Genomic DNA, 13,763 nt, shown 5'->3' with positions numbered 1-13,763 from the left:
TCCCGCCGCTGAATAGAAAGCCCTACATGTCGTCCACATCTGTTCCGGCTGTTCAGCCCAAAGCCTTGAGGACGCCATGCCCAACCTTCTCGTTGTCGAAACCAGCGCGCGCGGCGAGGCTTCGATTTCCCGTCAGCTGACCAAACGCCTTGTCGCCAATTGGCTCGAGGTGCACCCGGATGGCGCGATCGTGCGGCGCGACCTGGCCGTGGATGCGCTGCCGCACGTGACCATGCCGTGGTTATCGGCTTATTTCACGCCACCGCATGCCCATACCTCGGACATGGCCGAGCAACTGCGCCTCTCGGACGCGCTGGTTGCCGAATTGCTGGCAGCTGACGAGCTTGTCGTCGCCACGCCGGTCTACAACTACAATATCCCGGCCAGCCTCAAAGCCTGGATCGATCACATCGTGCGCAAGGGCGTAACGCTTGGCTTCGACGGCAAGGGACTGCTGATCGGCAAGAAGGCCACCGTGGTGCTGGCATCCGGCGGCATCTATGGCGAGGCTTCGCCCATCGACCACCTCAATTTTGCCCCGCGATACCTCACGGCCATTCTCAACGTCCTCGGTATCACCGATGTGAGGATTATCCACGGTGAAGGTGCCAAGGCCGTGGATATGGGTGAAGCAACGATGGACAGGTTCATCGACGCCGTCGTTCCGAAACTCGATCGTGCCGCGGCAGCCTGAGGCCGTTATCGATCGAAGTCAGCTCAGCGCGGTCCAGACCGCGTGACACAAGGACATCGCCAGGGCGAACACGGTTCCGGCGCCGATGGCGACCGCCAGGCCGACAGCAAAGTCCTTGAGCCAAGCGATTTGCTCATGCCGCTCGGAGGCTTGAAACGAGACAACCGCGGTGCGGCTTGTGTCGTGACGGTACTTAGTCTGACCCACGATGACATCTCCCGGTCCTGTACGGGCTACCGGGGCAAGCTGCGTTCCAGGGCCGTCGTCGGGAGGCGCGTTGAGCCGGCCGGTATGGGCAGCGACAGGGCATCTTCCAAAAGCTCAAAAGCCTACTTCGCGGCGGGTCGCTTTTCGGAAGGCCGGTCAGATCATCGTCCGGTACCTTCAGCCGCCCTGCCGAACGACGGAGGCGACGCGCATTACTGCGTCTTCAGCTTTCGATAGGTTCGCGTCTCGCGCGTGACCCAGCCGCGGAACGCCACGACGCTCGGCAATTGCGCCTTTCTTTCGGGATAGACCGCATAATAGGAGTCGCCCGACAAGATCGGCGGTCCAAACGGCATATGGAGTTCGTTTCGAGCGAGCTCGGCTTCGATGTAGCAGACGGGCACGATGGCAATGCCGATGCCCTGGACCGCGGCATTGATGAGCATCTCGGTGTGCGCGAACCGGGTTCCCTGAATTCGGCCCTGATAGTTGAGCCCGGAAAGCCGCAGCCAATGCAGCCACATGCTGGGGCGGCTGGCGTTCTGCAGCATCGGGAATTTCGCGAAATCCTCGTTTTCGAGCTTCGTTCCGAGCTCCACCAGCTTGGGCGAAGCCACAATGGCAATCTCTTCGGCAAACAATTCGACCGACCTGGCGTTCAGCCAGGTCCCGACCCCTCGCAGAATGGCGATGTCGAGGCGCGTGGTTTCGAAGTCCAGATCCGCGGGCGCCAGCGTGACTTCGATCGGGATCTCCGCATGCGCGCGGATGAATGTTTCGATCCGCCTGGGGAGCCAGCGCGCGCCCAATGTCGGATGGGTGCCGATCATGAGGGAGCTATCGACGGAGCGCCCCCGCACGGCGTCGATGGTGATTTCCTGGAGCTTGTCCAGCGTCAGCGCGAGGTCCCGGTAATAGTTCGCGCCGACTTCCGTCAGAACCAGACGTGGTCCCGACCGGTGGAACAACGGCACGCCGAGAAATTTCTCCAGATTGTGGATCTGCCTGCTGATGCCGCTCTGCGTGAGGCCCAGATCCTCCGCCGCCTTGGTGAAATTCATGAATCGCGCTGCCGCCTCAAATGCGTGCAAAGCTGAGAGCGACGGTAGGTAACGTCTCATGAGAACCTCGGTGGCCATCATGATTAAAAGTCATCCTAGATGAAATTTTCAACGTTTTTGTTTCATCGGGGAGCCGGTCAAACTCGGTCCGTCCGGCTCGATAAAGAGAGCCTGAGCGACTGATCCGAGGGGACAGGCAACAGCTCAGGCGCAGAAAGCCAGAGCCGCCGGATGTGAACTGGAGAGGGGAAGAGTATGGACAGGCGTGAGTTCAACAAGCTGATCGGCTTTGGCGCGGTTGCCGGAGCAGCCGGTCTCTATACGGGGAAAGGCGCTTTGGCGGCCGGTTCCCTGGAGCGGATCAAAGCGTCAGGCACCCTTCGGATCGCAGCCGTGGCGGACGGGGCTCCCTACTATCAGAAGAGCGTCACCGACGGCAGCTGGCGCGGATTCTACATCGATATCTGCAAGAAGCTCGCGGACGATCTCGGCGTGAAGATGTCGATCCTGGAAACGACGTGGGGCAACTCGGTGCTGGATCTCCAGGCCGACAAGATCGACGTCTTCTTCGGCCTCAACCCCACGCCGGAACGGCAGAAGGTCATCGATTTCTCCGGCCCGGTCTTCAAGAACGCCTTCACGATGGTCACCAAGAAGGGCCTGGGAGCGAAGAGCTGGAGCGACTTCAACAAGCCGGAAATGCGGATCGCGGTCGATGCCGGTTCGTCGCATGACGCCGCCGTCACCCGCCTCGCGCCCAATGCCCAGATCTCGCGATTGAAGACGGCCAGCGACGCGACCGCTGCCTTGCAGGCCGGGCGCGTCGATGCGCAGTGTCTGGTTCTGATCCTCTCGCTCTCGCTGCGCGCCAAGAACGCCGCGCTCGGCGAGATCGTCATGCCGACTCCGGCCGATTTCACCACCTCGAATGCGGGCTTCCGGCGTGAGGCCGATCAGTCCTGGCGCGAATTCGTGGATGGCTGGATCAGCAAGGAACGCGACAGCGGCTTCATCAAGAACGCCGTCGTGAAGAACATGGAACTCGTCGGCGTCAAGGAAAGCGACTTCCCCCCCGGATTCGAAATCTGATGGTCTAATATGGCGGGGCTTTAAGCCCCTCCATGCTCGATTTCGATCACGGGACTTCACCACCATGTATGAATGGGATTTCTCCATCCTGTGGGGCTACCGCTGGTTGCTCCTGCAGGGTCTGGGCGTGACTGTGGCTTTCACGGCCGCGACGGTCGTCGGCGGCCTGGCCATCGGCATGACCGCGGCCATCTGCCTGCTGTCCCGCTTCAGGATTCTGCGCGGGTTCGCGCTCGGCTTCATCGAGGTCTTTCGTTGCACGCCGGTCCTGGTGCAGCTGATCTGGTGCTACTATGCGCTGCCGATGATCGCGGGCATCGAAATGACCCCGATCACCGCGTCGCTTCTCGCCCTCTCCTGCTATGGCGGCTCGTTCTACGCCGAGATCATCCGTGGCGGCATCGTCTCGATCGACCCCGGTCAGTCCGAAGCCGCTTCGGCGTTGGGAATGACGCCTGCGCTGGCCATGCGCCGCATCATCCTGCCCCAGGCTCTGCGCCGGATGCTCCCGGCGCTGATGAACCAGTCGATCCTGCAGTTCAAGAACACCTCCCTGGTGTCGGTTCTCGCTGTTCCCGACCTGGTCTATCAGGGCCAGATCGCGGCCCATGACAGCTTCCGCCCGCTGGAAACCTACTCGGCCGTGGCGGTCGCCTATTTCATGATCCTCTTCCCCCTGACGCTGTATGTCCGCCGCCGCGAGCGCCGCCTGGGAGAGGCCCGATGACAGCGAAAACGCCGATGATCGAGATCTCCGGGTTGCGGAAATGCTTCGGCCAGCTGGAGGTCTTGAAGGACATCAACCTGCAGGTCGAGCAAGGCGGCGTCGTCGCTTTGCTGGGGCCGTCGGGATCGGGCAAGTCGACGCTGCTGAGATGCATCAACTTGCTGGTGACCCCCGATGACGGAACCATCCGCGTCGGGGAAGCCAGCTTCCAGTTCGGGAAATCGGTCCAGCAGCCCAAGACCAGATCGCTGGCCGCGTTCCGCACCCGCACCGGCATGGTGTTCCAGAGCTTCAACCTGTTCCCGCACATGTCGGTGCTGGGCAACGTCATCGAGGCCCCCATCCATGTGAAGGGGCTGGACCGGAAGACGGCGACCGACCAGGCGATGGCGCAGCTCGAAAAGGTCGGGCTCGCGGACCGTGCCTCGCAGATGCCCGACACGCTGTCGGGCGGCCAGAAGCAGCGCGTCGCGATTGCCCGCGCTCTGGCCATGGAGCCGGAGGTCATGCTGTTCGACGAGGTGACCTCGGCGCTGGACCCCGAGCTCGTCGGCGAAGTCCTGCAAGCGATGCAGAAGCTCGCCGCCGACGGCATGACGATGGTGATCGTCACGCACGAGATCACCTTCGCGCGCGATGTCGCGGACCGCGTGGTCTTCATGCGCGACGGCTACGTCGTGGAAGAGGGCCCGGCGCGCGAGGTGATCGACACGCCGAGGATGGACGCGACGAAGACGTTCCTGAGCCATTTCCATAAGGGCGCGTCGCCCCGGTAAACGCCTGCACAAGAGTTCGATACGATGGAAACAGTCAGCAATTTGCGCGTCTTCCTGATCGAAAGCCCGATCAAGATGGCGAGGCAACAGGGCGTCGGCGACGTCAAGGGCACGGTGAAGCGCGTCCTCGTCGAATTGACCTCCTCCTCGGGCATCGTCGGCTGGGGCGAGGCTGCGCCGTGGGAGGTCTTCACCGGCACGGCCGAGGCCGCCGTCGCGGCCCTCGACATCTATCTGCGCCCGCTCGTCATCGGCGCCCGGGTCGATCGCATCCGCGCTCTGACATTGCAGATGAAGAAGGCGCTCGTCGGACATGGCGAAGCCAAGCTCGCGATCGAGACCGCGATGTTCGACATTCTCGGGCAGTCGTCGGGGCTCTCGATCGCGGATCTGCTCGGCGGCCGGGTTCGCGACACCATCCCCCTCTCCTTCTCCATCGCCGATCCGGATTTCGACGCGGATATGCGGCGCATGGAGGAGATGGTTCCGAAGGGCAACCGGATCTTCAAGGTGAAGACCGGGGTGAAGAGCCATGCCGAGGACGTCGCTCATCTCGAGGCGATGCGGAACGCATTCGGCGACCGGATCGACCTGCGCATCGACTATAATCAGGCGCTCCAGCCATTCGGCGCCATCAAGAAGCTGCGCGACGTCGACCAGTTCAAGCCGACCTTCATCGAGCAGCCTGTGCCGCGCGATTGCCTGGCGGCCATGGCCTCTTTCACCGCGGACCTGGACACCCCGATCCTCGCCGACGAGAGCTGTTTCGATGCCCGCGATCTGCAGGAGATCATCAGGCTGCAGGCCGCCGACGCCATCTCGGTGAAACTGATGAAGACCGGCGGCATGCTCAACGCGCAGGCGCTGATGGCGCTGGCCGATCTCGCCAGCATCCCCGGCTATGGCGGAACGCTTTACGAGGGCGGCATCGCCCTCGCGGCCGGGACGCAGTTCATCGCGGCGACGCCGGGCATCTCGCTGGGCTGCGAATTCTACATGCCGCATCACGTCCTCACCGAAGACGTGCTCGAGGAGAAGATCGAGAACCGCAACGGCGAGGTCGTCGTGCCCGATGGACCAGGTCTGGGAATTCGCGTGTCCGAGCGCTCGCTGAGATCGAACGCGCGCATCCTCGCCGAGCGCTGACGCCCGACTGAAAGCACCACCGCTTTTCCTGAGCCGCTCACGGCCCCGCCGTGACGGAGACGAGAACTATTGCCCAAATTCCAGGGGATATGGTTATGCCCAACGCCGCCAGAACGCACACATTGGTCATCGGCAGCGGCATCGTCGGCGCCTGCAGCGCGCTCGAACTCGTGCGCGCGGGCCATGCGGTGACCCTGATCGACATCGGCGAGCCGGCGGGCAGGCAGTCCGCGAGCTATGGCCATGGCTGCTGGATCAGCCCGGCATCCGTCGTCCCGATGTCGATGCCCGGCCTCTGGAAAAAGATCCCCGGCTATCTGCTGAATCCCGACAGCCCCCTCGTCATTCGCTGGCGGCATGTCCCGCGGCTGCTGCCGTGGCTGCTTCGCTTCCTCTGGGCGGGCTCCTCCGTCCCGCGCGTCGAGGCAACCGCCCAGGCGCTGAGCCAACTGCTCCATGACAGCCCGCAGCGCCACCAAGCCTTGAGCGATGAGCTCGGCACGCCGGAACTGATCCGCTGCGAAGGGCTGCTCTACGCCTATCCGGACAGGCGTGCCTTCGAGGCGGAGGCGCTGTCCTGGCATCTGCGGCGGATGACCGGGCTTCGGTGGCGGGAACTCGACGCCACGGCTCTGGCCGAAAGGGAGCCGGATCTCGATCGGCATTACGGGTTCGGGATTCTCGCCGAGGACGGCGCGCATTGCGTCGATCCAGGCCGCTACGTCTCGAAGATCGTCGAGATGGCAGCCGCCCGGGGAGCAAAGGTGATCCGGGCCAAGGCGGGCGGATTCGTGTTCGCCGGCGAACGGCTCGTCGGCGTCCGAACCGATATCGGCCTGATCGCATGCGATCAGGCCGTCGTGGCCGCAGGGGCATGGTCGAAGAGACTGGCCAGCGGTGCCGGCGACGAGATCCCGCTTGAAAGCGAGCGGGGCTATCACGGCGTCATTCCCCTGAATGCGGGAGGACCGCGCCACCCGGTCATGCCGAGCGACGGCAAGATGGCGAACACGCCGACGCTGGCGGGCCTGCGCCTGTCCGGCCAGGTCGAGCTGGCATCAATCGATACGCCCCCGAACTGGAGCCGCGTCGATATCCTGATCGGCCATGCCCGCCGGACCTACCCTGCGCTGGCCCGGATGCAGGAACTGAGCGTCGACAAATGGATGGGGCATCGCCCGTCGACGCCGGACGGCCTCCCGGTCATCGGAAGATCCACGCGATCCCCGAATGTCTTCTACGCCTTCGGACATGGTCATGTCGGCTTTGCCTCAGGGCCTGTGACAGGCCGCATCGTGGCCGAGCATCTGGCGGGGCTGCCAGGCGCCTTCGACATCGGCCCGTACTCGCCCCGGCGCTTCAGGCTCGGACGGATCGAGCCATGAGGGCCGGCATCGTCGGTTGCGGCAGCTCGAGCCAACCCGCCGTCCCGGACAGGCGGCTAATGAATGCGAAACGAACCGCCCGCTTCCCGGCTCAACGGCCCGGTCGATACCAAGACATTGCAGGACATTGAAGGAGAACTCGGACATGCGTGGCGCGGATATCCTGGTCGAGATGCTGATCGGCTATGGCGTCGAGGTGATCTTCGGCGTGCCGGGCGACACGAACGTGCCGCTTTATGAAGCGCTGCAACAGAACGAGGGCCGCATTCGCCATGTCATGGCGCGCGACGAGCGTTCGGCGGGCTACATGGCCGACGCCTATGGCCGCTTCACCAGGAAGCCGGGCGTTTTCGAGTGCCCGTCGGGCGCCGGTGCCATGTATTCGCTGCCGCCGGTCGCGGAATCCAACGCCTCCTCGGTTCCCGTCATTCTCCTGACGATCGACATTCCCCTGCCGGGCGAGGGCCGCGGCGTCCTGACCGAGCTCGATTGCGCACGTCTTTTCGAGCCGATCACCAAGATGTCCGTGCAGGTCAAGTCGGCGGAAAAGCTGCCGGAGATCATCCGCCGCGCCTTTCGCGTCGCGACCTCCGGCAAGCCCGGCGCCGTTCACCTGCAGATTCCGGAGGATATGCTGATGGCGGAGGTCGATCCGGCCCGCATCTCCATGCATGTCGAGACGGAATGCATGGAGTTTCCGGCCTATCCGACGCTCCCTGCCCCGGAAAAGCTCGACACGCTGATATCGCTGCTGACCGGCAGCAAGCGCCCGCTGATCGTCTCGGGGGGCGGCGTCAACCGCTCCTGCGCCGGCCCGGACGTCACCGAGCTGGCCGAGCGCCTGAACATCCCCGTCTGCACGACGATGACCGGACAGGGCACCATGCCCGACGACCATCGCCTCGCGGTCGGCGTCATCGGCGACAACGGCTTCCATCCGCATGCCAATTGGGCGCTGGAACATGCCGACTTCGTGCTCTTCGTGGGCTCGCGGATGGGTTCGGTCGTCACCATCGGCTGGACCTTCCCGAAGATCACGCTGAACAAGCGCGTCGCCCAGATCGATATCGATCCGGAGGTCATGGCGAACAATTATCAGAACGTGGTGTCGGTCCAGGGCGACGCCAGCCTCGTCCTGCGACGCCTGATCGAGATGGCTCCCGCCGAGAACGATGCCGGCCGGACGCAGGGTTGGGTGGATCAGCTCAACGAGCTGCGCGCGAATTTCTGGGCGAATGCCGAAGCCCTGTTGAGCTCGGAGGCGACGCCTCTGCGGCCGGAACGGGCCGTGCGCTGCTTCAACGAGGCTCTGGAGCTCTACGGCAAGCCGGCTCACATCTATTCGGATGCGGGCACGCCGACGCCTCACATGACGCGTTTCCTCAAGCTCAAGGATCGCAGAACGCGCTTCGCCATCCCGCGCGCCTTCGGCGGCCTCGGTTCGGCGCTGCCGGCGACTGTCGGCGCCTGGTTCGCGGACAAGGAACGCCGGCCCATCGGCATGTTCGGCGATGGATCATTCGGGATGTCGGTCGGCGAATTGGAGACGCTGGTCCGGTTGCAGGTTCCAGCCATCCTCTTGCTGTTCAACAACGGCACTTTCGGATGGATCAAGGGCCTGCATCGCCTGAAAGGCCATAACCAGTGCTTCGGCGTCGATTTTACGCCGCCGCGCGGGCAGGCCATCGCCGAAGCCTTCGATGTGAAAGCCTGGACCGCGACGAACTCAGAGGAACTCGACGCGGCGCTGGCCAAAGCCTTCGCCTACACCGACGGGCCGTGCCTGATCGACATCCACGTCGAATCGATCGCGGACCGGGTGCCGCCGGTTTACTCATGGCTGACGAAGCGCGGCAAAGATCCGCTCAGTGTCGAGGCCGAGGACGTGCGCTACTTCTGACAGGCAGACATGCATCGAGGCGGCGGCGCGACCGCCTCACTCGACGGCCTTGCATTCCATCCTGACGCGCTCGCCCGGCTGGTTCGTCGTCTGGCAGGACACCTTGGCAGGGAGCAGCGGCGCGCTCTCCTGCGGAACTGTCGCGCGGACCGGCCCCGCCGAAACCGGCACAGTCCGGGCCGTCGACAGCCTTGCGGTCTGCTGAGGCCGGTGCCGTTCGACCGGCCGGCGCAGTTCCTTCAGCTGGATGGCGGGCTCGGAGAGCGGCACGGCTACAATCTCCTGCCGGGCGGGAGGCGTGTCTGCGATCACCAGAGGCGGCGCCTGCTCAGGCGTCGGCTTCCACGGCGTCCAGGAACTCAGCCGCGCAAAGGCTTCGACCGTCGGCTTGGTCAAGCTTTCCGCCGTCGGCATGGACTGCATGCAGCCCGATAGCGCGATCCCTGTCAGGCACAGGGCAGTCCGGTTCGAAATCGACAGCATGATCGCCCCATCTTGCTGTGGTTTTTGCTTTGCATCGGCGTTTTCCGACTGTTCGGGCCGATGCTCACGGAACATGACTGGCGGCACTATCGACCGATGCACCGCTCTGGGTCAACCGCAGGCTGCCGGAACAGTCTGCGGTCCGGCCCCGATCTCAGGCTGCCTTCTTGCGTTCGGCGATGCGGGCGAGATCTGTGAGCAGGCGGCGCGTCGCCTTCAGCCGCTGCTCGACGCTGTCGAAATCGTCGATGAAGACGACACGCATGTCGGGGCGCACCTTCGCCAGCGTGCCGATCTTCGCGACATACGAAACCAGCCCTTCCGGATTGGCGAATTCGTTGTTGCGGAAGGCGACGATGATGCCCTTCGGCCCGGCCTCGACCTTCTCGACATTGGCGCGCTTGCAGAGCGCCTTGATCGCGACGATCTCCAGCAACTGGTTGACCTCCTCCGGCAGCGGGCCGAAGCGATCGACCAGTTCGGCGCCGAAGGATTGCAATTCGGCATCGTCGTCCATGGTCGAGAGGCGCTTGTAGAGCGTCAGCCGCAGCGTCAGGTCGGCGACATAGTGCTCGGGGATCATGACGGGCGCACCGACCTGGATCGCCGGCGACCATTGCGTCTCGGTCTCGAACTCGATGCCGGCCTTGAGCGCTGCCACGGCCTCCTCCAGCATCTGCTGGTAGAGCTCGTAGCCGACCTCCTTGATATGGCCGGACTGCTCGTCGCCGAGGAGATTGCCGGCGCCGCGAATGTCGAGGTCGTGGCTGGCGAGCTGGAAGCCGGCGCCGAGCGTATCGAGCGACTGCAGCACTTTCAGCCGCTTGTCGGCCTGCTCGGTGAGCTTGCGGTTGGCCGGGACGGTGAAGAGCGCATAGGCCCGCGTCTTCGAGCGACCGACGCGGCCCCTGAGCTGGTAGAGCTGGGCGAGGCCGAACATGTCGGCGCGATGCACGATCAGCGTATTCGCGGTCGGGATATCGAGGCCCGACTCGACGATCGTGGTCGAGAGCAGGATGTCGTACTGGCCGTCATAGAAGGCCGTCATCACGTCCTCCAACGTGCCCGCCGCCATCTGGCCATGGGCGATGCCGACCTTGGCCTCCGGCACCTGCTTGTCGAGGAAATCCTTGACCTCGGCGATGTCCTCGATGCGCGGCACGACATAGAAGGAGCGCCCTCCCCGGTAGCGCTCGCGCAGCAAGGCCTCCCGCACGATCAGCGGGTCGAAGGGCGTGACGAAGGTGCGCACGGCGAGACGATCGACCGGCGGCGTCGCGATGATCGAGAGCTCGCGCACGCCGGTCATGGCGAGCTGGAGCGTGCGCGGGATCGGCGTCGCCGAGAGCGTCAGCATATGCACCTCGGCGCGCAATTCCTTCAGCTTCTCCTTATGGGCGACGCCGAAATGCTGCTCCTCGTCGACGATGACGAGGCCGAGATCCTTGAAGTCGACGCCCTTGCCGAGCAGGGCATGGGTTCCGACGACGATGTCCATCGTGCCGTCTCTCGCGCCCTGCTTCACTGCCTTGAGATCGGCCGAGCCGACGAAGCGCGAGGCCTGCCCGACATTGACAGGTAAGCCGGCAAAACGATCCGCGAAGTTGCGGTAATGCTGACGCGCCAGCAGCGTCGTCGGCACCACGACCGCGACCTGCTTGCCGTTGAGCGCGGTCGCGAAAGCGGCCCGCAGTGCGACCTCGGTCTTGCCGAAGCCGACATCGCCGCAGACGAGCCGGTCCATCGGGCGCCCGGCCGCGAGATCGTCCAGCACCGCATCGATGGTGTTTTGCTGGTCTTCCGTCTCCTCAAAGGGGAAGCGGGCGACGAATTCGTCGTAGAGCCCATCCGGTGGCACGAGGCGCGGCGCGTCCTTGAGCGCGCGCGCCGCCGCGATCTGGATGAGCTTGCCCGCCATCTCGCGGATGCGCTGCTTGAGCTTGGCCTTGCGCGCCTGCCAACCGCCGCCGCCGAGCCGGTCGAGCTGGACCTCGGTGTCCTCGGAGCCGTAGCGGGACAGAAGCTCGATGTTTTCGACCGGCAAAAACAGCTTGGAATCGCCGGCGTAATGGATCTCCAGGCAATCATGGGGAGCGCCGGCGGCCGTGATCGACTGCAGGCCGATGAAGCGGCCGATGCCGTGATCGACATGGACGACGAGATCGCCCGGCACGAGCGACGACAGCTCCGCGATGAAATCCTGCGGTCGCTTGGTCTTGCGGCGTGGACGCACGAGGCGGTCGCCGAGAATGTCCTGCTCGCCGATGACGGCAAGGCGCCCGGCCTCGAAACCGCTCTCGAAACCCCAGACCGCGAGCGCGACCGTGCCGGGCTTGAGATCGAAGGCCGCGCGCAGCGAGCCGGTCATCTGGACGCTCTTCAGCCCGTGATCCTCGAGGACATGGGCCAGGCGCTCGCGCGACCCTTCCGACCAGGCGGCGAGGATGACGCGCTTGCCGTCGGCTTCCAGCGCGCGGACATGGGCGACGGCGGCCTCGAAGACACTGCCGGACTCGCCGGCGCGCTCGGCCGCGAAGCTGCGGCCCTGCTTGCCGCCGAGATCGAGGATGAGCTTGCCCTCGCTGTCCGGCAACTGGAAGGGCGTGAGTGTCGCGACGCCCGCGGCATCGACGATGCCGCGCCATTCGGCCGGCGAGAGATAGAGCGCATCGGGGAGCAGCGGCTTGTAGGGGATGCCGCCCGCCCCGCCCTGGTCGAGCGCAGCCTTGCGGGCGTCGTAATAGTCCTTGATCAGGCTGATGCGCTCGCCGACCGCGTCCTCGGCCTGATGGTCGAGTACGAGCGGGACGTCGGGCAGATAGGTGAAGAGCGTATCGAGCTTTTCGGCTAGCAGGGGCAGCCAGTGCTCCAGCCCGGCCGGACGGCGGCCTTCGCTGACGGCCTCATAGAGCGTGTCGTCGCGGCCGGGCGTGCCGAATGTGGAAATATAGGACTGGCGAAAGCGACGGATGCTCTCGCTCGTCATCTGCGCTTCGGACATCGGCACGAGGTCGAGTCCGCGCAATTGCCCGGTGGTGCGCTGCGTCTCCGGATCGAAGGTGCGGATCGATTCCAGCGTATCGCCGAAGAAATCGAGCCGGATCGGCGCCGGCATGCCCGGCGGGAACAGGTCGACGATGCCGCCGCGCACGGCGAATTCGCCGGTCTCGCGGACGGTCGAGGTGCGCAGATAGCCGTTGATGTCGAGCCAGCGCGCCAGCTCCTCGATATCGACCATGTTGCCCGGCGCCGCCGAGAAGCTCTCGGACGCGACCTTGCCGAAAGCCGGTACGCGCTGGAGCGCGGCGTTGACGGTTGTCAGCAGCAGGCGCGGCCGGTCACCCGACTTGGTCTTGGCCAGGCGTGAGAGCGTCGTCATCCGGTGCGCGACGATGGCCGGCGCCGGGGAAACACGGTCATAGGGCTGGCAGTCCCAGGCCGGGAAGCTCATCACCTCGAGATCGGGCGCGACGAATTGCAGCGCGTTCTCCAGCACCTGCAGGCGCTGGCCGTCGCGGGCGACGAAGACGAGCAGCGCTGCCCCCTCGGCCTTCTTCGCCCGGGCGCGGGTGAGATCGGCGAGGACGACGGCGTCGAATCCATCGGGCACGCCGGCGAGCGTCGGCTTGTCGCCGCGGTTCAGTGCGTCGAGCAGGCGGTCGAGCTGCGGCTTGGCAACCTGGCTGGGAGGAGGAATGCTCATTCGATCGTCGTTCGTCCAAAAATCTCAGGTCATCCCGGACAAGCCGCGAAGCGGCGCCGAGCCGGGATCCATGCCTCAATCTCTATCGGCAGCGTTCCGGAATGGATCCCGGGTCTATGCTTCGCTACGCCCGGGATGACGGCGCACACTTCATCGGTGCTCACACATGAATCGGCTTGTCGTGGTGGTGAAACGCCTTCAGCCGCCGGTACAGTTCCGTGTCGTAGTTTTCCGGCACGGCGATCTCGCCGGTGATCCAGCCGAGTAGGTCGCGATCCTGCACCTCGATCAGCCGCTCGAACTCGTCGAGCTCCGCCTCGCTGAAGCCGGCGATCGCCTCGTCGGCGAAGCGGCCCATGATCAGGTCCGTCTCGCGCATGCCGCGATGCCAGGCGCGGAACAGGATCTTGCGGCGGCGCGGGTCGAGATCGGCGCTGGAACGGGTCGAGCCGGACATGGGAACCTCGGCAAGAAAAGATCAGGTCCGAAAACCTGGGGGATGGCGCAATGACGAACGGGCCGGCCCCGTCGCGGAGCCTGCCTTAGCGCGTTATATAACGACCCAACCCGGCGAAGTCAGCGGCCAAGCGGC

Annotated in this window: 12 protein-coding genes; 7 read left to right on the top strand and 5 right to left on the bottom strand. The window is 64.8% G+C overall.

Features of this window, described 5'->3' with window-relative positions; genetic code table 11:
* Positions 1–76: 76 nt before the first annotated feature.
* A complete protein-coding gene (locus tag AB6806_RS06045; protein WP_370954286.1) occupies positions 77–694 on the top strand; it encodes an FMN-dependent NADH-azoreductase in 618 nt (205 codons plus the stop codon).
* A gap of 18 nt (positions 695–712) precedes the next feature.
* Here AB6806_RS06045 and AB6806_RS06040 read toward each other — a convergent pair whose 3' ends face one another.
* Both AB6806_RS06040 and AB6806_RS06035 read right to left on the bottom strand, forming a co-directional pair.
* Complete coding sequence (locus AB6806_RS06040) at positions 713–901, bottom strand: hypothetical protein (protein ID WP_113252323.1); 189 nt, start codon at positions 899–901, stop codon at positions 713–715.
* 212 nt (positions 902–1,113) lie between these two features.
* The gene (locus AB6806_RS06035; RefSeq protein ID WP_248312670.1) at positions 1,114–2,043 is read right to left on the bottom strand and encodes a LysR substrate-binding domain-containing protein; all 930 of its coding nucleotides are present in this window, start codon (positions 2,041–2,043) and stop codon (positions 1,114–1,116) included.
* 174 nt (positions 2,044–2,217) lie between these two features.
* Between AB6806_RS06035 and AB6806_RS06030 the strand changes: the two genes are divergently transcribed.
* From AB6806_RS06030 to AB6806_RS06005, 6 genes are all read left to right on the top strand, one after another.
* Positions 2,218–3,051 carry a transporter substrate-binding domain-containing protein gene (locus tag AB6806_RS06030; RefSeq protein ID WP_038367363.1) on the top strand — a complete coding sequence of 278 codons (834 nt, stop codon included), beginning with the start codon at positions 2,218–2,220 and terminating at the stop codon, positions 3,049–3,051.
* Positions 3,052–3,115: 64 nt separating this feature from the next.
* Positions 3,116–3,778 carry an amino acid ABC transporter permease gene (locus AB6806_RS06025; protein ID WP_038367365.1) on the top strand — a complete coding sequence of 221 codons (663 nt, stop codon included), beginning with the start codon at positions 3,116–3,118 and terminating at the stop codon, positions 3,776–3,778.
* Complete coding sequence (locus AB6806_RS06020; protein ID WP_370954285.1) at positions 3,775–4,554, top strand: amino acid ABC transporter ATP-binding protein; 780 nt, start codon at positions 3,775–3,777, stop codon at positions 4,552–4,554. Before AB6806_RS06025 ends, AB6806_RS06020 begins: the two co-directional genes overlap by 4 nt.
* A 24-nt stretch (positions 4,555–4,578) precedes the next feature.
* Positions 4,579–5,700 (top strand): enolase C-terminal domain-like protein, encoded by a 1,122-nt coding sequence (locus tag AB6806_RS06015; protein WP_112762218.1) that lies wholly within the window; start codon positions 4,579–4,581, stop codon positions 5,698–5,700.
* A 95-nt stretch (positions 5,701–5,795) separates the two neighbouring features.
* Positions 5,796–7,085 carry an NAD(P)/FAD-dependent oxidoreductase gene (locus AB6806_RS06010; RefSeq protein WP_142020928.1) on the top strand — a complete coding sequence of 430 codons (1,290 nt, stop codon included), beginning with the start codon at positions 5,796–5,798 and terminating at the stop codon, positions 7,083–7,085.
* A 145-nt stretch (positions 7,086–7,230) separates the two neighbouring features.
* Complete coding sequence (locus tag AB6806_RS06005; protein ID WP_142020927.1) at positions 7,231–8,985, top strand: thiamine pyrophosphate-binding protein; 1,755 nt, start codon at positions 7,231–7,233, stop codon at positions 8,983–8,985.
* Between the two features lie 36 nt (positions 8,986–9,021).
* Here the strand turns inward: AB6806_RS06005 and AB6806_RS06000 are convergent, their stop codons facing one another.
* From AB6806_RS06000 to AB6806_RS05990, 3 genes are all read right to left on the bottom strand, one after another.
* The gene (locus AB6806_RS06000) at positions 9,022–9,543 is read right to left on the bottom strand and encodes a hypothetical protein (protein ID WP_142020926.1); all 522 of its coding nucleotides are present in this window, start codon (positions 9,541–9,543) and stop codon (positions 9,022–9,024) included.
* Positions 9,544–9,622: 79 nt separating this feature from the next.
* Positions 9,623–13,171: a transcription-repair coupling factor gene (gene mfd / locus AB6806_RS05995; protein ID WP_142020925.1), complete on the bottom strand. Its 3,549-nt coding sequence runs from the start codon at positions 13,169–13,171 to the stop codon at positions 9,623–9,625.
* 160 nt (positions 13,172–13,331) lie between these two features.
* On the bottom strand, positions 13,332–13,628 hold the full coding sequence (locus AB6806_RS05990) for an FAD assembly factor SdhE (protein ID WP_113252330.1): 297 nt from the start codon (positions 13,626–13,628) through the stop codon (positions 13,332–13,334).
* Positions 13,629–13,763 lie beyond the last annotated feature (135 nt).

The sequence above is a fragment of the Allobosea sp. RCC_152_1 genome (genome assembly GCF_041360765.1).
GTDB lineage: Bacteria > Pseudomonadota > Alphaproteobacteria > Rhizobiales > Beijerinckiaceae > Allobosea > Allobosea spartocytisi.
The sequence above is the reverse complement of the archived record's forward strand: the minus strand, read 5'-3'. Positions and strand labels throughout refer to the sequence as shown.

Bases quoted from the DNA above. Each gene is read 5' to 3' on its own strand.
- mfd (WP_142020925.1), bottom strand. From the start codon at position 13,171: ATGAGCATTCCTCCTCCCAGCCAGGTTGCCAAGCCGCAGCTCGACCGC.
- AB6806_RS06000 (WP_142020926.1), bottom strand. From the start codon at position 9,543: ATGTTCCGTGAGCATCGGCCCGAACAGTCGGAAAACGCCGATGCAAAG.
- AB6806_RS06005 (WP_142020927.1), top strand. From the start codon at position 7,231: ATGCGTGGCGCGGATATCCTGGTCGAGATGCTGATCGGCTATGGCGTC.
- AB6806_RS06030 (WP_038367363.1), top strand. From the start codon at position 2,218: ATGGACAGGCGTGAGTTCAACAAGCTGATCGGCTTTGGCGCGGTTGCC.
- AB6806_RS06015 (WP_112762218.1), top strand. From the start codon at position 4,579: ATGGAAACAGTCAGCAATTTGCGCGTCTTCCTGATCGAAAGCCCGATC.
- AB6806_RS06020 (WP_370954285.1), top strand. From the start codon at position 3,775: ATGACAGCGAAAACGCCGATGATCGAGATCTCCGGGTTGCGGAAATGC.
- AB6806_RS06010 (WP_142020928.1), top strand. From the start codon at position 5,796: ATGCCCAACGCCGCCAGAACGCACACATTGGTCATCGGCAGCGGCATC.
- AB6806_RS06025 (WP_038367365.1), top strand. From the start codon at position 3,116: ATGTATGAATGGGATTTCTCCATCCTGTGGGGCTACCGCTGGTTGCTC.
- AB6806_RS05990 (WP_113252330.1), bottom strand. From the start codon at position 13,628: ATGTCCGGCTCGACCCGTTCCAGCGCCGATCTCGACCCGCGCCGCCGC.
- AB6806_RS06045 (WP_370954286.1), top strand. From the start codon at position 77: ATGCCCAACCTTCTCGTTGTCGAAACCAGCGCGCGCGGCGAGGCTTCG.
- AB6806_RS06035 (WP_248312670.1), bottom strand. From the start codon at position 2,043: ATGATGGCCACCGAGGTTCTCATGAGACGTTACCTACCGTCGCTCTCA.